Annotated in this window: 13 protein-coding genes and 3 pseudogenes; 8 read left to right on the top strand and 8 right to left on the bottom strand. The window is 58.5% G+C overall.

Translation table 11 applies throughout. The annotated features are described in order from the left end of the window. Positions 1-4: 4 nt before the first annotated feature. The 4 genes and pseudogenes from HMPREF2792_RS05510 to HMPREF2792_RS05495 form a co-directional block, all read left to right on the top strand. Positions 5-1,753, top strand: coding sequence for an ABC transporter ATP-binding protein (locus HMPREF2792_RS05510; RefSeq protein ID WP_070529421.1), 1,749 nt, complete (start codon positions 5-7; stop codon positions 1,751-1,753). Then, a complete protein-coding gene (locus tag HMPREF2792_RS05505) occupies positions 1,746-3,518 on the top strand; it encodes an ABC transporter ATP-binding protein (RefSeq protein ID WP_029158873.1) in 1,773 nt (590 codons plus the stop codon). The genes HMPREF2792_RS05510 and HMPREF2792_RS05505 overlap by 8 nt, the downstream gene beginning before the upstream one ends. A 375-nt stretch (positions 3,519-3,893) precedes the next feature. Next, positions 3,894-4,016 (top strand): annotated as a pseudogene (locus tag HMPREF2792_RS05500) (transposase); the annotation flags it as partial. Between the two features lie 2 nt (positions 4,017-4,018). Next, positions 4,019-4,558, top strand: a pseudogene (locus HMPREF2792_RS05495) (IS256 family transposase); the annotation flags it as partial. A gap of 122 nt (positions 4,559-4,680) precedes the next feature. Here the strand turns inward: HMPREF2792_RS05495 and HMPREF2792_RS05490 are convergent. Continuing rightward, on the bottom strand, positions 4,681-6,903 hold the full coding sequence (locus tag HMPREF2792_RS05490; RefSeq protein ID WP_070531607.1) for a LamG-like jellyroll fold domain-containing protein: 2,223 nt from the start codon (positions 6,901-6,903) through the stop codon (positions 4,681-4,683). Between the two features lie 126 nt (positions 6,904-7,029). On the opposite strand from HMPREF2792_RS05490, the gene HMPREF2792_RS05485 reads away from it, so the two are divergent. Continuing rightward, entirely contained in the window at positions 7,030-7,458 is a 429-nt protein-coding gene (locus tag HMPREF2792_RS05485) for an OsmC family protein (RefSeq protein ID WP_070531604.1), read from the top strand. Positions 7,459-7,490: 32 nt separating this feature from the next. Here HMPREF2792_RS05485 and HMPREF2792_RS05480 read toward each other — a convergent pair whose 3' ends face one another. Beyond that, complete coding sequence (locus HMPREF2792_RS05480) at positions 7,491-8,474, bottom strand: hypothetical protein (protein WP_232748466.1); 984 nt, start codon at positions 8,472-8,474, stop codon at positions 7,491-7,493. A gap of 196 nt (positions 8,475-8,670) precedes the next feature. Between HMPREF2792_RS05480 and HMPREF2792_RS05475 the strand changes: the two are divergent. Then, a pseudogene (locus tag HMPREF2792_RS05475) lies at positions 8,671-9,596 on the top strand (glycoside hydrolase domain-containing protein). Between the two features lie 23 nt (positions 9,597-9,619). Here HMPREF2792_RS05475 and HMPREF2792_RS05470 read toward each other — a convergent pair. The 6 genes from HMPREF2792_RS05470 to HMPREF2792_RS05445 form a co-directional block, all read right to left on the bottom strand. Then, positions 9,620-10,642, bottom strand: a complete 1,023-nt coding sequence (locus HMPREF2792_RS05470) for a hypothetical protein (RefSeq protein WP_070531597.1) — start codon at positions 10,640-10,642, stop codon at positions 9,620-9,622. 49 nt (positions 10,643-10,691) lie between these two features. After that, the gene (locus HMPREF2792_RS05465) at positions 10,692-12,338 is read right to left on the bottom strand and encodes a solute symporter family protein (protein WP_070531594.1); all 1,647 of its coding nucleotides are present in this window, start codon (positions 12,336-12,338) and stop codon (positions 10,692-10,694) included. A 3-nt stretch (positions 12,339-12,341) separates the two neighbouring features. Next, positions 12,342-12,686, bottom strand: a complete 345-nt coding sequence (locus HMPREF2792_RS05460) for a DUF485 domain-containing protein (RefSeq protein WP_070523091.1) — start codon at positions 12,684-12,686, stop codon at positions 12,342-12,344. 434 nt (positions 12,687-13,120) lie between these two features. Next, positions 13,121-13,978, bottom strand: a complete 858-nt coding sequence (locus HMPREF2792_RS05455; protein WP_070523088.1) for an aldo/keto reductase — start codon at positions 13,976-13,978, stop codon at positions 13,121-13,123. Positions 13,979-14,142: 164 nt separating this feature from the next. Beyond that, complete coding sequence (locus HMPREF2792_RS05450) at positions 14,143-14,499, bottom strand: FKBP-type peptidyl-prolyl cis-trans isomerase (RefSeq protein ID WP_010187736.1); 357 nt, start codon at positions 14,497-14,499, stop codon at positions 14,143-14,145. A 172-nt stretch (positions 14,500-14,671) separates the two neighbouring features. Further along, positions 14,672-15,964: a citrate synthase gene (locus HMPREF2792_RS05445; RefSeq protein ID WP_083299257.1), complete on the bottom strand. Its 1,293-nt coding sequence runs from the start codon at positions 15,962-15,964 to the stop codon at positions 14,672-14,674. A gap of 151 nt (positions 15,965-16,115) precedes the next feature. On the opposite strand from HMPREF2792_RS05445, the gene serC reads away from it, so the two are divergent. Both serC and sepH read left to right on the top strand, forming a co-directional pair. Then, positions 16,116-17,246: a phosphoserine transaminase gene (gene serC / locus HMPREF2792_RS05440; RefSeq protein ID WP_070531591.1), complete on the top strand. Its 1,131-nt coding sequence runs from the start codon at positions 16,116-16,118 to the stop codon at positions 17,244-17,246. A gap of 154 nt (positions 17,247-17,400) precedes the next feature. Beyond that, on the top strand, positions 17,401-18,576 hold the full coding sequence (sepH, locus tag HMPREF2792_RS05435) for a septation protein SepH (protein ID WP_070531588.1): 1,176 nt from the start codon (positions 17,401-17,403) through the stop codon (positions 18,574-18,576). Positions 18,577-18,585: the final 9 nt, after the last annotated feature.

The following is an 18,585-nucleotide window of genomic DNA, read 5'->3' as shown; positions in this document are numbered from 1 at the left end:
AGAAATGTCTGAACTAAAACAAAGTTCCACAGAATCAAGCAGAACCCACGCACCAGAATCACACGGTGCGTCACCGGAAGAAGAGGCTCGCGCAAAACTAAAAGCCGGCCAGGTCGCTCTAAAAAAACTACTGGCCCCAGTGCAAACAACCATCTACTTCGCACAGTTTCTCGCGCTTATATCCTCGGTACTCGCCGTAGCACCCTACGTCGCGTTGGTGGCACTGGGAAATGCTCTAATCGACGGCAATACTGATGACGTCGCGTCCATTGTGAAATGGCTACTTGCTGCATTTTTGGGCCAGCTATTCTTCTATTTCCTTGCCCTTGCAATCACCCACTTCGCTGATGCAAAGTTGGTGGGGATTAACCGGCGCCGAATTATTACCGCTATTGCGAAAGCACCACTCTCGTGGTTTAGCCAGACTAATTCCGGCAAAGTCCGCAAAGCCGTCGAGGACGATACGTTAACTCTGCACACCCTGACAGCCCATGCTCCTGTAGAGAAGGTCGCCGCGATCTTTACGCCCCTCGCGCTTCTGGTTTATGCCTTTATCTTGGATTGGCGCCTTGGTCTACTTTCTATTGCCACTGTGCCCATTTTCCTAGCAATCCAAGCATATTCAATGAAAGATATGGGCACAAAAACTGCGGAAATGGATAATTATCTGGGTGAGGTCTCTGCGACTGCGGTGGAGTTCTCCGAAGGTATTTCCGTCGTCAAGGCTTTCGGCACCGTTGGCAAAGCCCACGCTCGATATCGCGAAGCTGCCCAAAAATTCGCGGAATTCTATTACGAGTGGGTACGTCCGCTTCTGCGTGTTTCCGCAATCTCAGAGTCTGTGGTGGCGGTTCCTGTCCTCATCCTTATCAATCTAGGAGTCGGTTCCCTGCTGATAGCTGGTGGCTATGTCACGGTCGCTGAAGTCATCGCAACAACGTTAATTGCGCTGGTGCTCCCGGGCACGATTCAAACCGTCGGCCAAATGATGTGGTCTTACCAGCTCGCTGGCAATGCGGCGTTGCGCCTTGATGAAGTCATGACAATTTCCCATGTGAAAGAAGGCCAAAAGAGCCTCGACGCCAATAGTCAAGACATGGAGGTGGAGTTCCATAAGGTCAGCTTTAGCTACGCCCCAGACACACCAGTCCTCCAAGACTTTTCTGCGCAACTAAATGCAGGCACTGTCACGGCATTGATTGGCCCCTCCGGGTCTGGCAAATCCACAGCAGCAACGATGTTGGCGCGTTTCCAGGATCCAGATTCGGGCACAATCACTATCAACAACGTGGATATCCGTGATCTCACTTTCGACAGTTTGTACCGCACTGTGGCTTTCGTCTTACAAGATCCTCACTTACTGCGTATGAGTATTCGGGAAAACATTCGCCTTGCACGCCCAGAAGCCCGCGATGAAGAGATCTGGCAAGCCGCAGAGGCTGCGCACATAGCTGCTGATATTCGCGCTTTACCGGCTGGGCTCGACACCGTTGTTGGTGAGGACACCTCTTTATCCGGTGGACAACAGCAACGCATTTCTATTGCCCGGGCAATCATTACCAATGCCCCAATCTTGATCCTGGATGAAGCTACTGCGGCAACTGATCCTGACTGCGAAGCAGAAATTCAAGCAGCTCTAGCCACACTCGTCAGAGGCAAGACCGTCTTAGTCATCGCCCACAAGCCGGAGTCCATCCAAGGAGCAGACCAAATAATCTGCCTCAAGCCTATGAAGGATAATTCTCATGTCTAATGCCACTACGCCTGTTAGTTCGCGTCTTCGTGATCCGCTACTCACTCGCAGTGTCAAAAAGCTGCAAAGTCCTGTAGGCCATAAGCTCAATAAAAGGTATGCTTGTCTATCGCTTATCGTTGGCGTGCTTGATGGCCTCGCCGTTCTCACGCTCGTGCCACTTACAAAGGCACTCGATGGGGATACGACGATCGCACCATGGATGTGGACGCTTTTGGCAATTGCGCTCGTAGCTTTTGCGCTACGATTTTTCGCAACCATGGCCTCTTACCACACGGCCTTGGATTTCATCCGAGCCGCGCACACGACTGTGGGCGATAAATTAGCAACGCTACCGCTCGGCTGGTTCGTACCGGCTAATACCGGCGGCCTATCTCGCCTCGTTTCAGATCGCTTTATGGTGGCGGCCGAGACCATTGCGCATATTCAAGGAACGATATACCGCGATAGCGCGGCACTTGTCACCTTGTTAGTAGGAGCGTGTTTCTGGAACCCGAAGCTGGGCTTGGTCCTTCTTATCATCGCACCATTGGCGCTCGTGGTGATGCAGTTGGCTGCATGGATTCGTGAGAAAGCATCGAACCGCGCACTGGGGCCGAGTAAAGAGCTCTCCCAGCGCATCGTAGAATTTGCTAACCGTCAACCAGCCCTGCGCGCGGCAGGACAATCACAAGTTTTTGCGCCACTAGAGCAAGCGCTAGAAATCGACCATAAAGCACGAATACGCGAGCTATGGGTATCCACATTAGCTTTGCTACTCAACGGCATAGTAGTGCAGATCTTCATTGTGGCTCTCATTATGGTCTCCGCGGATCTTGCCGTTGAAGGCGCCCTATCGCCACTAGAAACAATTGCGATCATCGGAATCAGCTTGAGGTTTACCCGCACGCTTGAGCAGCTGGGTTCTTCTTTCGTCGGTTTAGATGCCGGCCGTATCGCGCTCACAGAAACTGAGCTCATCACCGATGCCCCTTCCCTACCGGAACCCACTACTCCGCGCCCAGGCGATGGTTCGGGAAGTGTAGAGCTGCGTAATGTCACGTTTGGATACGGCGATAAACCAGTATTGGTAGATATCGCTTTCCATGCTCGACCAGGCACCGTTACCGCCATTGTCGGTCCTTCTGGCTCCGGAAAGACCACAATTGCGCGCCTTATTTCGCGATTCTGGGATGTAGATTCCGGGGCGGTGATGGTTGACGGCGTAGATATCCGCGAGCTTGGAACCGAACAGTTAATGTCCAGACTGTCCATGGTTTTTCAGGATGTCTACCTCTTCGACGACTCGTTAATCGCTAATATCCGCGTTGGTCGTCCCGACGCCTCCGATGAGGAAGTCTTCCGCGCAGCTGATCTTTCAGGCGTGACTTCTATTGCCAACCGCCTAGGGTGGCATACTCCTGTTGGTGAAGGCGGTCGGCTTCTATCCGGTGGTGAACGCCAGCGCGTATCTGTAGCTCGCGCGCTTCTCAAGCAAGCGCCGATTGTACTCTTTGATGAGGCTACCTCCGCGCTCGATGCAGAAAATGAGGCAAACATTCTTGCTGCGATGGACGAGCTACGGGAGCAATCTACTTTTATTGTCATCGCCCATAAGCTGGATACAATCAAATCTGCTGATCAAATCGTAGTCTTGGATGAACACGGGCAAGTCAGCCAGCTGGGCACGCATTCTGAGCTTTCCGATGTCCCCGGTATCTACCGTCACTTCTGGCAGCAACGCAAAGCAGCACGCGGGTGGAAAATCAGTTCGGGACGCGATTAACGCGGGCACCGAGATCGGCGTTGTTTGCGGGGGCACCCTTCTCCCCCATTACGTTGTTGGCAGTTCCGCTTGAAGGAACTCAGGATTCGTACTCCTAGCCCCATGCTGGGGCAGGTTATGTTTGTCTGCGTTCCTTCTGCCTTGGGGCAGTGGAACTAGTCGCTGGCTTCGGTATGGCTTGTTTTCGTCCCTGTCTGAAAATGATCCGGGGGGTGATGCCGCCGAAGGCAGTGGCATACTCCAGACTGCTAATAGGAACCTGACCCGCACAGAATGTGCGAGGTCTCAAAGTAATGTGGATGCCAGCGTGAAGTATGTCCGACCACCAGCGATGAAATAAGTCCCATACTCATTCAATTCGCTAGGAGGTCTGGCATGACCTACGACTATGTCATCGGCATGGACGTCGGTAAATACTTTCACCACGCTTGCGTCTTAGATATCGACGGCACCCAGGTGCTATCTAAGCGCATCAACCAAAACGAAAAATCCCTGCGCGTGAGGTAGCTGACTGGGGTGTATTGCTCCATAACTTCAACACTGTCTACCGCAGGTGGATGGACGAGAGGACCAGGGTTAAAGACCCTGATACAGGAAATTGGACATGGGTATGGACACATTCCAACGTGCGAAAGGCCTACAACAGTCTGAACCATCTATGGCGCCAAGGCATGCTCTTTGTCTACATCAATCAACCTAAAGGCGTCTTAGAACCTGCCCGCATCAAATCTACGACCAACAGTCTTGAAGGCGGGATTAACGCTCGCCTGAAAGAGATTGCGCGTGCTCACCGGGGCAGAACAAATGAACACCAGCGCAAAATGCTGGACTGGTGGCTGTACCTAAAAACAGAACTGCCCGACGATCCACTACGCATCGCCAGACAGTCCCACTGGGGCCAGGACCAACTCGCCAAAGTATCCATCCTGACCCACACCGAGAACCAAGCCGACCACGAAACAGGACGACCAGCCCTCTACGACAACGGTATCGACACCGAGTACACCCACTCAATCGGCATCCAAAAAGGCCAAATCTAACCCCAGCGACACGCCGAGCCAGACACACATTTTGACCCTTAACCCGCTAAAATCCGCCCAGGGCCATCACAATAGAAAACCCCCGCCTCAATGTGAGTCGGGGGACGGAGGGTGAACGGTAACTAGTTCAGACCCGGGATCTGCGGCAGCTTCGGCTGCGGGATGTTAAGACCGAAGATGCGGTTGATGGTCGGGATGAGGCCGTAGGCGGCACCGCCGACGACTGCAATGACGGCGATGATGGGGAGGATAACCTTCGCGCCACGGCTGGAGCCTGCGAAGAAGGCCGCAGCCATATCGTCGGCAGAAGGCTCCTTCGTGTTGGTCGGCTTAGAAGGCTTGGTCGGCTCGGTAGGCGTCGTAGTGGAGCTCGACGGCTCTTCCTCCTTCACGGCCGGGCGCGCGGTGAGCCACTCGTCGGAGTCCAGAACGCCCTGGGTCAGGCGGGTCTCACCAATCCAGCCGTACCACGGGTCCTGCGGCTTGCGGCTATCAAAGCCAGCGCCCATAACCCACTGCAGGTCGCGCGGGAGGAGGCCTTCAGCACCCTTGGCGTTGCGCAGGATGGGTGCACCGTTGATGAACATCTCTACGGTGTCGGAATCCGGCTTGTTGACTACGGCGATGTGCATCCACTCCTCGGTGGGAACCTCGTGGGACCAGACAGTCGAACCTTCGCCTTCCTTCGGTTCCGCCCACCAGCGCAGCTCACGGAGGTTAGAAATGCCGAACATGACGGTGGGGTCGGTGTCCTCGGATCCGTCGACAAGCTCGGCGATGCTGGAGTCGCGGGAGAGCGCACTCCCCCAGCCGTGCTCAGAGCCGTTGAAGTCCTTCGGAATCTTCACGAAGGACTCAAAGGTGTAGCCCTCGGAGGTATCGACCTTGTTGATCTCCGCGCCTTCCTTGGACCGAAACTCTGCCATCGCGAGCTTGCCAGCTGGGTCGGACCAGTAGAGGGAGCCAGAATCAGAGGACAACGGGTGGTGGTCCTTGGTGTAGGTGATGCGCTCACCCGTGTTGGAAGGACCACCCTCGCGAACGAGGTCACCGGCACCATCAGCACCGAAGACATCCGGAATGACTGCGCCTTCGGTGGCCACGTCGCCGTCGGCAAGCTGCTTGCCGTCCGTGTTCTTGGTCTGCCCCGGGCGCCAGTGGAAGACGGTCTTGTCGGACTTCACGAAGTCATTCGGGCCCTCCGGCAGCTGGTCCTTCGGGATGGTGTACGGGGTGTAGCCTTCCTCAGCGATGTCGCGGGCCTTCTGACCGAGGTCCGGGTCGTTTTCATCGCCAATGGTCCAGTCCGGGGCGAAGTCAGCGAAACGCTCCTTGAAGTTGAGCGGCACGTGATAGCTATCGCCTGTGCCGTCGAGGATGAGCTTGTCGAACTGCGTGAGCTCCTTCGCTGGTTTCTGCGCGACCCACGGGGACAGGGCGGTCATCTCCAGCTCATTGCCGCTCAGGTCGAACTCGAGCACGCCGAGCAGACCGTTACCGCCCTGGTAAGCCATCTGGTAGTCCTGCAGGATGCCGATGACGTCGTGGCCTGCATCGTTCTTGTCCACGCGGTAGCCCGCGCCGTGGTGGTGGCCGCCCATGGTCAAGAAGATCTGGTCGTTCTTCTTAATGAACTTGTCCCACAGGCCCTGGCCATAGTCATCGGAGTAGAAAACCTCGCCAGCACCATCGAGGTTGAGCACCTCGTGGCTGGTGAGGATGACCGGCAGGTCCGGGTGCGCATCGAGAACGCCTTGCGCCCACTCCAGAGCCGCATCATCCGCGCGCCAGCCCAGCGCCAGGACCAGGTACTTCTGGCCCTCGGCCTCAAAAATGTGGTACTCGGAGTCATTGTTGACCGCGGTGTGGCGCTCTTGGAAGGTTTCCGGGTTGGCGGTCTTGGCGCGCTCGGCACTGAAGTAGACGTCGTACGGGTGCGCTGACTTATCCTCAATCATGTCGTGGTTGCCCGGCAAGATGGAGTAGTTCAGGTCGGAATCATCGAGGACCTTCATCGCCTCATCAGCAACCTTCCACTCCCCCTCGACGTCCGCCTGGTCCACCACGTCACCGAGGTGGGTAGCGAAGTCCATGTTGAGCGCCTGCTGGTTCTTCACCAGCCACTCGGTCTGCGCCTTAAAAGGCTCGCTACCGTAGCGCGCTTGCGCCAGGTTGCCGGTTTCCGGGGTGGAGTAACGGGAATAGAACTGAGTATCCGGCAGCACACCGATGCTGAAGCGCGAACCTAGGCCTTCCACCGACTCATCGGCAGAAGCAGGGACAATAAGGAACGTACCGGCCACCGAGGCGGTGACCACGGTGCCGAGCAGGCGGCGAGAAGCCATAGTTCTTCCAATCACAGTGAATAAAGCCAAAAGAGACATAAGAAATGTATTCTCCATAGCTTTCCCTCACGTAACGACCGCATGAACGCACGTTTAAATGATTACCCGCCGCTAGGATGAACGCTCATGAGCAATATCACTAAGAAATACAACGTCGACGTCACCCGCGTTGATACCGGTCGCTACCGCGCCACGAACACTGCGGGCGCGACCCTCGAATTCGGCACGGGCGACGGACTGCTAAGTCCGGTCGAGCTGTTGCTCGCTGCCGTGGCGGGCTGCTCGGCCGTGGACGTCGACGTGGTCACCTCCCGGCGCACGGAGCCGGAGCTTTTCGACGTCCACGTAGAAGGCACCCGCGTCAACGAGGACGGCGCCTCAAGGCTTAGCGACGTCAACGTGGAATTCTCCCTCCGCTTCCCCGATACCGATGCCGGCCGTCAGGCCCAGTCCATGGTGGAGCGCCTCGTGCGCATCTCCCACGAGAAGGACTGCACCGTCTCCCGCACGGTAGAAAACCCCACCAACGTCACGTTCCGCACGACCCAGCCCTAAGCCCACTCCGCTTTAAGCGCCTTTAGAGCGCTTTAAGCGAAAGGGTTATCGTCGCGCGAAGGGTTCTCCTCCCACGATTCAACGAAGGGGTTGTCCATGGCTTGCTGCATAGTGTGGGAGCCATCCCCGAATGGGTTGTGCCCGGCATCGGAGCGCTGGCGGCGGTAGCGCTCCAGATCCGCCTGTGCCATATAGCCCAGCTCTTCGCCGTCCACCACGATCCAGGGAAGCGGGTTCGGATCCACCATACGGCGCGGCTGCCCTTGGTGTGGCGAGGACAACATGGTGCGGATATCCGTCCGAGCCTGGTCCAGTTCCCCAAGATCCTTTGGACTCATTGAGGTTTTAATAGTCTTGCCGCCGCCGGTTCCAACCACCTCAGCCTTGAGCATGCTAAAAGAAAAGACTCCTGAAGGAATCGAGGGATTGCGCATGTCCACCTTGTCGAAGGCAAGGACGTCGTCATCGTCGAAAACCAGGATGAGCCCTTGCGGGGTGATGTACACCCAGGCCTCGTGCTGCATATCGACGTCTACCCGGTAAAACCCAATGAGCGGCTCGTCCGGCTCCAGCAGCCCATAGGCGTTGAGTTGTATCGTTCCCACACCACCACACTGCGCAAAGCCGTGATCCCACAGGTAGTGCATCTGACCTTGCAGCAACACTTCCCACAAGCCACGAATGAAGTCAGACAGGAGAGCGCCGTACTTATTGGCTAGCGGCTTGTGGATGCGCAGGTAGCCCGAGCGGATCTCAAACACGATCGGGTACGTCAGGGGCAGTGATTCGACGAAAGCCTCATCGATATGCAGGCGGCCATTATTCGCCTCGATGAATTCTTCCGCGGGGAAAAGATGCTCCACCACGAGGGTGTTTCCTTCTTCACGGGTATCGAGGATCCACTGAGAGTTCCGACGGCAGTTCTCGATGTAACCCTGAAGCACCGCTTGCACCTCAGCATCGCTGAACTGCTGGTGGTTCAGCCGGAACACGCTGTCGCCCTGAATGAAACGCATTCTCAGCTCTTCAGCCATACTTATTCCTCCGTCTTATGGGGCTCCGTGCACGTTTATGGCTCTGCGAGGCGCACCTGTGCACCCACCCATACTAATTGTGGTGCAATTTTAGACCATCGTGGCTAAAGTGACTTCAGATACTTTCTTCGGCCCCATCTTTGTCAGCCCACTTGACCCTCGCTAGGAGAACTCCATCATGTCTTTGTCCCGCCGTTCCCTTATCAAAGCCAGTGCCCTCGCGCTGACCGCCGGTGCCATCGGCAGCCAAGCACCCGCTGCGCTCGCCGTGGGTCCAGCTGTGGGCACCATCATTGACTTCTCCGCCGGTGTCCCTTCTGCGCGCGCCATCAAGGCCGCCGGCCACCTCGGCGCCATTCGCTATGTTTCCCAGCGCCGCCCCGGCGCTAACTGGATGCAGGGCAAACCCGTCACGCTGGCGGAAACGAAGGCCAATGCCGCTGTCGGCCTGAAGACCGCCTCCATTTACCAGTTCGGCCGCGCCGAGACCGCCGACTGGCTCAACGGTGCGGCGGGTGCCGCCGTCCACGCCCCGCAGGCCATCGCTATTCACAAGGCCGCTGGCGGGCCGACGGGCCGCCCAATCTACATCGCGATCGATGACAACCCCACCCGCGCCCAGTATGAGAACCAAATCCGCCCCTACCTCAAGGCCTTCTCGACGGCGCTGAGCGCGGCCGGCTACCAAACCGGCGTGTACGGCAATTACAACGTCATCGACTGGTGCGTCAACGACCACATTGGCCAGTTCTACTGGATGCACGATTGGGGCTCGGGCGGCAAGATTCACCCGCGCACCACCATCCACCAAAAAGCCAAGAACCAGGCCACCATCGAAGCGTGACCTGCGATATTAACACCGTCTACGCCAATGACTGGGGTCAGTGGACCCCGGGCCAAGGCGCGGTGACACCGCCCAAGGTCAAGGACATCCCGAGCGTGCCGGACAACATCCCGCTGCCCAACATCACCCTGCCGGATCCCACTGGTCGCGGCTCCAGTGTGAGCAGCGATGGCATCACCATTGCTGGTTCTTCCATCAGCAATGACCAAGTCCGCGGCGCGGTGGATATCCTCAACACCGTGCGCAAGTCCATGGGCTAAATGCCCTGCTGCGGCGCAGTCCCCTACCGTGCCGCAGAGGTCTTCGAGGCCGACGTTCTAGACGTTGGTTGAGAGGACGGCGCAGAAGAAGACGGCTCCGAAGATGTCGCGGCAGCCGGCGTCGCTGTCGTGGAGGTCGCAGTGGGCGCAGCGCTGGACGTCGTCAAGCGCGTGGCAACAGCACCAGGATTAGCCAGCGCCTCCTTGTTCAGGTTGTTGCCCTTCACCAGGTTCTTACCGGTGATCTCCTTGCGTACATAAGACGTGAGTTCCTGAGCGCTTCCTTCGATGGATGCAGCCACGACAAAGTTCTCTCCAAAAGACACCGAGGAGTGCCGGTCCTTGCTGTCCGACCACCCCCACTTGGAGCCCACGACGTCACTCAACTTCGCGGTTCCATAGTCTTGCTGGTACCCGTCGGCCGAGACGGCATCGGCATGGGACATCGCCACCAGCACCGGATGGGTCGGATCATCTTCCATGAGCTGGACAATGAACCGCACCACGTCATAGGTAGACGTCATGGAATGGCCCCAGTCCTCCCCCGCGGACGTAGACTTCAGCCCGTATTCCTTGGCTATTGAATCGATGGACCGCGGGTATTTCTCAAAGAGCTTCCCGGCGCTCTCATCGGAGGAATCAGAAATCATGTCCAGCGCTACGTATTTATCCTCAAAGGCCCCGTGCTCCAGCACGTAGGTAGCGATGTAGAGCTTGATCAGGCTCAGCGCATAGCGCGGCTGGTGTTCGGTGGCCGAGCCCATGTGCATGCCCGTCTCAATGCGGTAATACGTGATGGCCTTGGACTCATCGCCCTTGAGGAACTGACCTACCGAGTCCGGGACAGCTGCCAGTTGCAGCTGTCCTTTCCTATGTGTGATGGGTCCAGGCTTGCTTGCGCTGGTCTGCGCTGAACCGCCAGCCGTGGAGTCTTCTTCATGTGCTGGCGAGCATGCAGTGAGACTCGCTGCTCCGAGCACGCACGCCAGAAGGGCGGCACCAGCTCGCGCTGACACCGCCCTGTGAGAAGGCTGAGAGTAAAACACAGAACCTGAGTCTACTCTCTACCGTCCGAAACGTAGCGTTTTAGGTGTTTTAGTGGTCCACCGGAGCCTCAACGCCCACACCAGTCAGGGAACGAACCTCCATCTCTGCGGACAGCTCTTCCAGGTTGTCCGGCGGGGTCATGATGGAGACGATCCAGCCCGCGAAGAAGGCCAGCGGGATGGTGACCAGGCCCGGGGAGGACAGCGGGAAGATGGACCAATCGGCGTTCGGGAACATCGAGGTCGGGGAACCGGATACCGCCGGGGACAGGAAGATGAGTACCAAGCAGGAGATAACACCGGTGTACATCGATGCCACAGCGCCCGCGGTGTTGAAACGGCGCCAGTACAGGGAGTACAGGATGGTCGGCAGGTTAGCGGATGCCGCAACCGCGAAGGCCAGGGACACCAGGAAGGCAACGTTTTGGGTCATGGCCAGGATGCCCAGAATGATGGCGACAATACCCAGGACAACCACGGTGATCTGGGAGACGCGAACCTGCTCAGCCTCGGTGGACTCACCGTTGCGGATAACGGAGTGGTAGATGTCGTGCGCGATGGAGGCCGATGCAGTGATGGCGAGGCCGGCGACGACAGCCAGAACGGTAGCGAAGGCCACCGCGGAAATGACCGCCATGAAGATGGAGCCACCGATTTCCAGGGCCAGCAGCGGTGCCGCGGAGTTTGCACCACCCGGTGCGGCGAGGATGCGATCCGGGCCAACCAGGGCGGCAGCGCCGTAGCCCAGAACCAGGGTCATGAGGTAGAAGGCACCGATGATAACGATGGCCCAGGTAACGGAGCGGCGAGCCTCGGTCGCGGTCGGCACCGTGTAGAAGCGCATGAGAACGTGCGGCAGGCCGCCAACACCGAGAACGAGGGCAATACCCAGGGAGATGAAGTCAAGCTTGGTGGTGAGGTTCTTGCCGTACTTCAGGCCCGGCTCCATGATCTGGGAGGCTTCATAGCCGCCCTCCTTGATAGCTTCGGAATTAGCGTGCATATCAATCGCCTGGGTAAAGAGTGCGCTGAAGCCACCCTTCAACAAGACAAAGGTGAGAATGCACATGATGACCACGCCGGTCACCAGGAGCACGGCCTTGATCATCTGCACGTAGGTCGTACCCTTCATGCCGCCAACAAGAACGTAAACGATCATGAGGATGCCCACGATGCCAACGACGACGGCCTGCCACTTGAAGTCGTGAATATTCAGGAGCACGGCCACGAGGGATCCTGCGCCAGCCATCTGCGCGATGAGGTAGAACAGCGACACGAACAGGGTCGAGATAGCCGCTGCCACGCGCACCGGGCGCTGCTTAAGGCGGAAGGACAACACGTCCGCCATGGTGAAGCGGCCGACGTTGCGCATCGGCTCCGCGACGAGCATCAGCGCAACAAGCCAGGCGACGAAGAAGCCGACCGAGTAGAGGAAGCCATCGTAGCCGTTGAGCGCAACGGCGCCGACGATGCCCAGGAAGGACGCGGCGGACAGGTAGTCGCCGGAGATAGCAAGGCCGTTCTGCCGGCCGGAGAAACTACCGCCGCCGGTGTAGAAGTCGGAGGCTTCCTTCGTGGACTTGCCGGCACGAAGCACCACGTACATGGTGACAACGAGGAAGGCGGCGAAGACTGAGATATTCAGAATCGGGTTGCCGGCGGAGGATTCCGCTGCGGCCAAGGTAATGGTCTGCATTGTTTAGCCCTCCAGTTCCTGGCGAATGGCCGCTGCCTGCGGCTCGATGTTTTTGTTGGCGTAGTTGACGTAGATGTACGTAATGATGAAGGTTGTCAAGAACTGGGCGAGGCCAAAGACAAGGCCAATGTTCCAACCGCCACCAAGCTCTATGGCCATGAAGCTGGGGGCAAAGACCGCAGCCAGCACATAGAGGACGTACCACACAAAGAACGCCACAGTCATGGGGAAGGTGAATTTGCGGTACGCGCTGCGCAGCTTGGCAAACTGCGGGCTGTCACGCATCTCGATGAACTCTTGCGGCGTAGGTTCGCGGCGCGAGTTAATCGAAGCAGGTGCGTCAGTCATGTCGCTCTCCTTACAAGGGGTCTTTTCTCCACAAACCGCGGTGAGAGACAAGAGGTAGTGTCTTCAATCACGTTTTGCCTTGCACAGTAAGTTACCTAACCGCTCTTGCAAGGTTGTAAATCCTGCCAAGAAAAGTTAATAACATACACTTTCGCTACCCCCTACCCTTGCAACTACAAGGGATTTCTATCTCGCTGCTAGCACCCCCACAGGAGATTCCAAAGGAAGAATCTAATTTAGCAAACCGAAACTTCACAGAGTCTTTCACAGATCTTCACTCCCCCACCCCTCACGATTCCCACTTCCCTGGGTACGCAACAAAGCCCGCCTTCAGCGTCCTCCCCTCTCCCCTAACGATGTAGAAAGAAAGAGCAAGGCGCTGAAGGCGGGCTCCACCGCTCGCGGGCGTTTGGTTACGCCCCACGTGTTTCGGCTTAGGCGCCAGGGAACTCTCGCGGGTCCTTGAACATACGGCCAAAGCCTTCCTGGCCATCAAGCGCATCAAGAGCCGCTACGTCTTCGGAAGTAAGCTCAACCTCTGCGGCAGCGAAGTTTTCTGCAAGGCGCTCCCGGCGGCTGGACTTCGGGATAACAGAAATCCCCTTGCTCAGCAGGTACGCCAACACCGCCTGTCCGGCAGTGATGCCATGCTTTTCGGCGACGGACTCAACCACCGGGTTGTTGAGCACAACGCCGCGCGCCAACGGCGACCAAGCCTCCGTCACGATGCCGTGCTTGGCATGGAATTCGCGCAGCTCCGGCTGAGTGAAGCCCGGGTGCAGCTCCACCTGGTTGAGAACCGGGACGATACCGGTCTCATCAATCAGGGTTTGCAAGGTTTCCTCATAGAAGTTGGCCACGCCAATCGACGCAATCTGACCCATGCCCTGCATGCGGGCAATCTCCTCGAACGTCTCCACATAGAGCCCACCCTGCGGCCACGGCCAGTGGATGAGGTAGAGGTCAAGGTAGTCCAGCTGCAGTTTGTCCAAGGATTCACGGAAGGCTTGGCCTACCTTGTCCTTACCGTGATGGTCGTGCCAGACCTTGCTGGTGATAAACAGCTCATCCCGGGTTACGTCACCGGCCTTCATGGCCTCATTCAGTGCCTGCCCAAGTTCTTCTTCATTCTCGTACAGAGTCGCAGTATCGAAGTGGCGGTAGCCCAGATCGATGGCTTCACGCACGGAGCGGATGAGATCCTCTCCGCGCAGCTTGTAGGTTCCGAGACCCATCAGCGGCATCTCGCGGTCATCATTGAACGTGGTTTGTGGGACACTCATGTCCCCCATTGTGCCGCACTTTAACTCCCTGTGGGGGCGAAGCATAGCTCCTCAGCGCTTTAATCCGAACCTACGCACGCGAAACGCCCTGCTCGGCCGTGCAGTAGCGCACGGCCGGGCAGGGCGTCATTGAGGGAAACAGAAAGGGCTAAGCCCTTTCCTTGCCCTTTCCTTTAGGCGCGAATGAGATCGATGACGAAGGTCAGCGTGCGACCCGACAGCGGGTGTGCGCCACCGGCCGGGCCGTAGGCCTTCTCCGGCGGGATGACCAGCTTGCGGCGGCCGCCCACCTTCATACCCGGGATTCCTTCCTGCCAGCCGGCGATGAGGCCAGTCAGCGGGAACTCGATGGACTGGCCACGACCCCATGAAGAGTCGAACTCCTGGTTCGTCTCGTAGTCAACACCAACGTAGTGGACCTCAACGAAGCCGCCCGGCTGGGCTTCGGCACCGTCACCCACCACGATGTCTTCGATGACAAGGTCCTGGGGAGCAGGCTCCGTTGCCGGCTCAATTACGGGCTTTTCCATTGGGGATTATCCTCCTTGGATTACTTTCTTCTTTGCTGGCCGCATACGCGTGGGCCGAGCCACAACGTTCCCCAGTATAAGCGGAGATGAGAGGCTCGGCCCTAGAAACCCAGCGTATGGGCTATACGTCAAGCCACGGCGGCCTGTTAAAGACCACCGTTCAGGCTACCGTTTAGCGCTCGCTACGCGGGGTGACCTTACGCAGGGTCTCGCCGGTGTAGATCTGGCGCGGACGGTTGATCTTGGTGTTGAGCTCAAGCTGCTCGCGGTACTGAGCAATCCAGCCCGGCAGGCGGCCGATGGCAAAGAGGACGGTGAAGAAGTCCGTCGGGAAGCCCATGGCGCGGTAGATCAGGCCGGTGTAGAAGTCGACGTTCGGGTAGAGCTTGCGGGAGACGAAGTAGTCGTCGTTCAGCGCAATCTCCTCAAGCTTCATAGCCAGGTCCAGCATCGGATCGCCACCGAGGTGATCGATGATCTCGTGAGCGGTGTCCTTGACGATGGCCGCGCGCGGGTCGTAGTTCTTGTACACGCGGTGGCCGAAGCCCATGAGGCGAACGCCCTTTTCCTTGTTCTTCACGCGGTTCATGAAGTCGGTTGCGTCACCACCGTGGTTGTTCTGGATATCCTCGAGCATCTCCAGAACAGCCTGGTTAGCACCACCGTGCAGCGGGCCGGACAGGGCGTTGATACCACCGGCGATAGCAACGAACAGGTTGGCCTGAGCGGAGCCGATCATGCGGACGGTGGAGGTGGAGCAGTTCTGCTCGTGGTCAGCGTGCAGGATAAGGAGCTTATCCAGAGCCTTGGCCACGATCGGGTCGACCTCATAATCTTCAGTCGGGTAACCAAACATCATGCGCAGGAAGTTCTCGCGCGCGTTGAGCTTGTTATCCGGGTACATGTAGGGCTTACCCTGCGATGCGCGGTAAGCATAAGCGGCCAACATCGGCACCTTAGCCAGCAGGCGGACGGTTGCCTTATCCAGCTGCTCCTCATCCAGCGGGTTGAGCTGGTCCTGGTAGTAGGCGGAAAGAATGTTGAGGGAGGAGGCTAGAACAGCCATCGGGTGCGCGTTGCGCGGGAAGATGTTGAAGGCTGCCTTGAAGTCCTCATCCAACAGGGTGTGGTGACGGATCTCGTTGTTGAACTTGGACAGCTCATCCTCGGTGGGCAGGTGGCCCTTGATCAACAGGTAAGACACCTCGTTGAAGGTGGCGTTCTCAGCCAAGTCCGCGATGTCGTAGCCGCGGTGGCGGAGGATGCCTTCCTCACCATTAATAAAGGTGATCTTGGATTCGGTAGAGCCGGTAGACGCATAGCCCGGGTCAAAGGTGACTAGGCCGGTCTCGTTACGGAGCTTGCCAATATCGAAGCCGGAGTCACCCTCCGTGGACTGCTTAATGTCCATCTCGTACTCGCCGCCGGGGTACTGCAGTACAACCTTGTTCTTTTCAGAAGCCACGTATATTCCTTTCCTCAATGTTCAACGCCGACCGCAGCCGGCGCGACAGATCTAAACCTCTTCACACTCTAGCAAAACCTGTGACTCTGCCAACATTGGCAATCCTGGCAAAGTATCTAATGCGCGAACGAAATTAGGCTACACTGCCCACATGAGCAACTCAGAACTCGTCCTGCCAGCAGATCTCCTCCCCACCGACGGCCGCTTTGGCTGCGGGCCCTCGAAGGTCCGCCCCTCCCAAATTGAGGCAATCACCGCGGGTGCCAGCACCATCATTGGCACCTCGCACCGCAAGCCAGCCGTCAAGAACCTCGTCGGTTCCATCCGCGAAGGGCTTTCCGAGTTGTTTTCCCTGCCAGAGGGCTATGAAATTGTTCTCTCCCTCGGCGGTGCCACCGCGTTTTGGGACGCGGCGACTTTCGGCCTGATTGAGAAGAAATCCGCCCACCTCAGCTTCGGCGAATTCTCCTCTAAATTTGCTAAAGCCGCAGCCGCCGCCCCTTGGCTCGACGCCCCACTCGTCACCGAAGCCGAGGTCGGCACCGCACCTGATCCGAAGGCAGCCGATGCCGAAGGCGCCGACATCATCGCGTGGGCCCACAACGAAACTTCGACGGGCGCCATGGTTCCGGTGACCCGTCCCAACCCCGATAACGCGGAGCAGCTCGTCGTCGTCGACGCCACGTCCGGCGCCGGCGGCCTGCCCGTGAATATGTCGGATGCCGACGTCTACTACTTCTCCCCGCAGAAGTGCTTCGCTTCCGACGGCGGCCTGTGGCTGGCGGCCATGTCCCCAGCAGCCCTCGAGCGCATCGAGAAGATTAACTCCTCCGATCGCTTCATCCCAGCCTTCCTCAACCTGCAGACCGCCGTGGACAACTCCCGCAAGAACCAGACCTACAACACCCCAGCTGTGGCCACGCTGCTCATGCTGGAGAATCAGGTGCAGTGGATGAACGCCAACGGCGGCCTCGATGGCATGGTCAAGCGCACCACGGAGAACTCCTCCATCCTGTACAACTGGACAGAGTCCCGCCCGGAGACCACCCCCTTCGTGGCCGAGCCTTCCGAGCGTTCCCTCGTGGTGGGCACCATCGACTTCGAGGACTCCGTCGACGCAGCTGCGGTTGCCGCGACGCTGCGCGCCAACGGCATTCTCGACGTCGAGCCTTACCGCAAGCTGGGCCGCAACCAGCTGCGAGTGGGCTTGTTCCCGGCGATCGACTCCGCGGACGTCACCAAGCTCACCAAGGCTATCGATTACGTTTTGGACAACCGATAGCCTTCGCCCGCCACTCCTTGCACCACGCAACAACTTTGTTTGCACCTATTTGTTGAATCATACAACATGCCCCGCGCTCTTGCCAGAGTTCGGGGCATGTTCTGGGTAAAGTGGATTTCATCACATGTCCGCTACCAGGCTAAGGAGCGCCATCATGCGCGAGATTTTCCTCGCACCCAGCGACTCAACTGACACCTCGCTCGTCCTCCGGGCCGAGGATGGTGAGGAGTTCTTCCTCGAGGTCACCGACGAGCTTCGCGAGCTTTTCGCTCCCGCCGACTCCGCCGACTCCGACTCCGCGAAAGAGGCATCCGACCACACCACGCACGAGGCCGGGAACGCCACCGACGATTCCTCCCCCACTTCTGCACAGGCTTCGCGCTCTGCTGGTTTGCACACCGTGATGCCATCTTCTGGTGGCTCCCCTTCCTCTCCGCAGACTCAGCACACGCAGCAGGCGCAAGAAATCCGCCTGCGCCCCAATGAGATTCAAGCCCGCATCCGCGCCGGTGCCAGCGCCGCTGAGATCGCCGAGGAGCTCGACGTTCCGGAATCCCGCATCGAGCCTTTCGCGCACCCGGTGCTTTTGGAGCGGGCGCGCATTGCGGACGTCGCCAAGCAGGCGCACCCCATCCGCGAGGATGGCCCAGCCAAGCTCACCCTGTGGGAAATCCTGGCCACCGCATTCGCCGCACGCGGGCACTCGCTGTCGGAGGCAACGTGGGATGCCTACCGCCATCAAGGTGAACCGTGGATCCTGCGCATCACGTGGAAGACGGGGCTTTCCGCCAACGAAGCGGAGTGGACCTTCAAGCAGACGATGTCCTCCCCGGCCACGGTGGAGGCACGCAATTCCGTGGCCGCAGACCTGACGGACCCGGACTTCGTGCAGCCGGTGCGTTCGCTGACCTCCGTGGGCCGTGGCGAGCGCTACGACGAAGCCATCGATGGGCGTGACTATGCCGAGGGCCGAGAGGTCAACGAGGACGCGCGCGCTGGAGCCCCCGGCGTGACGGAGTTGTCTTCGTACACCGGCAATGGCAATGAGAACACTGAGGCGGAGACTGACGTCAATGCCGAGCCTTCCGTGCTTCCCTCCCCGCGCGGTGGGGAGCACCCCGCCGAGACCGGCGCCGATGAAAAAGCAGATGCCCGCGACGAGGGCGCAGCGGCTCAACCGGAGGAGAAGGAAACGGGCGTAGACGAGAACTTCCTCCAGAACCCAGATCCGGAACCCAAGCCTGCCAAGCGCCGCCGCAAGGCCGTCACCCCGCACTGGGAAGATGTGCTGCTCGGCGTTCGTTCCTCTACCAAGCGCCCCCGCGATTAACGAGTAGCC

This window comes from Corynebacterium sp. HMSC068H04, from assembly GCF_001811255.1.
Lineage (GTDB): Bacteria > Actinomycetota > Actinomycetes > Mycobacteriales > Mycobacteriaceae > Corynebacterium > Corynebacterium hesseae.
Note: the sequence above shows the minus strand (reverse complement) of the source record. Positions and strands in the feature narration are given on the sequence as shown.

What these genes read in the sequence shown, in the direction of transcription:
- HMPREF2792_RS05510 (WP_070529421.1), top strand. Translation starts at nt 5, where the DNA reads ATGTCTGAACTAAAACAAAGTTCCACAGAATCAAGCAGAACCCACGCA.
- HMPREF2792_RS05505 (WP_029158873.1), top strand. Translation starts at nt 1,746, where the DNA reads ATGTCTAATGCCACTACGCCTGTTAGTTCGCGTCTTCGTGATCCGCTA.
- HMPREF2792_RS05490 (WP_070531607.1), bottom strand. Translation starts at nt 6,903, where the DNA reads ATGGCTTCTCGCCGCCTGCTCGGCACCGTGGTCACCGCCTCGGTGGCC.
- HMPREF2792_RS05485 (WP_070531604.1), top strand. Translation starts at nt 7,030, where the DNA reads ATGAGCAATATCACTAAGAAATACAACGTCGACGTCACCCGCGTTGAT.
- HMPREF2792_RS05480 (WP_232748466.1), bottom strand. Translation starts at nt 8,474, where the DNA reads ATGCGTTTCATTCAGGGCGACAGCGTGTTCCGGCTGAACCACCAGCAG.
- HMPREF2792_RS05465 (WP_070531594.1), bottom strand. Translation starts at nt 12,338, where the DNA reads ATGCAGACCATTACCTTGGCCGCAGCGGAATCCTCCGCCGGCAACCCG.
- HMPREF2792_RS05460 (WP_070523091.1), bottom strand. Translation starts at nt 12,686, where the DNA reads ATGACTGACGCACCTGCTTCGATTAACTCGCGCCGCGAACCTACGCCG.
- HMPREF2792_RS05455 (WP_070523088.1), bottom strand. Translation starts at nt 13,978, where the DNA reads ATGGGGGACATGAGTGTCCCACAAACCACGTTCAATGATGACCGCGAG.
- HMPREF2792_RS05450 (WP_010187736.1), bottom strand. Translation starts at nt 14,499, where the DNA reads ATGGAAAAGCCCGTAATTGAGCCGGCAACGGAGCCTGCTCCCCAGGAC.
- serC (WP_070531591.1), top strand. Translation starts at nt 16,116, where the DNA reads ATGAGCAACTCAGAACTCGTCCTGCCAGCAGATCTCCTCCCCACCGAC.
- sepH (WP_070531588.1), top strand. Translation starts at nt 17,401, where the DNA reads ATGCGCGAGATTTTCCTCGCACCCAGCGACTCAACTGACACCTCGCTC.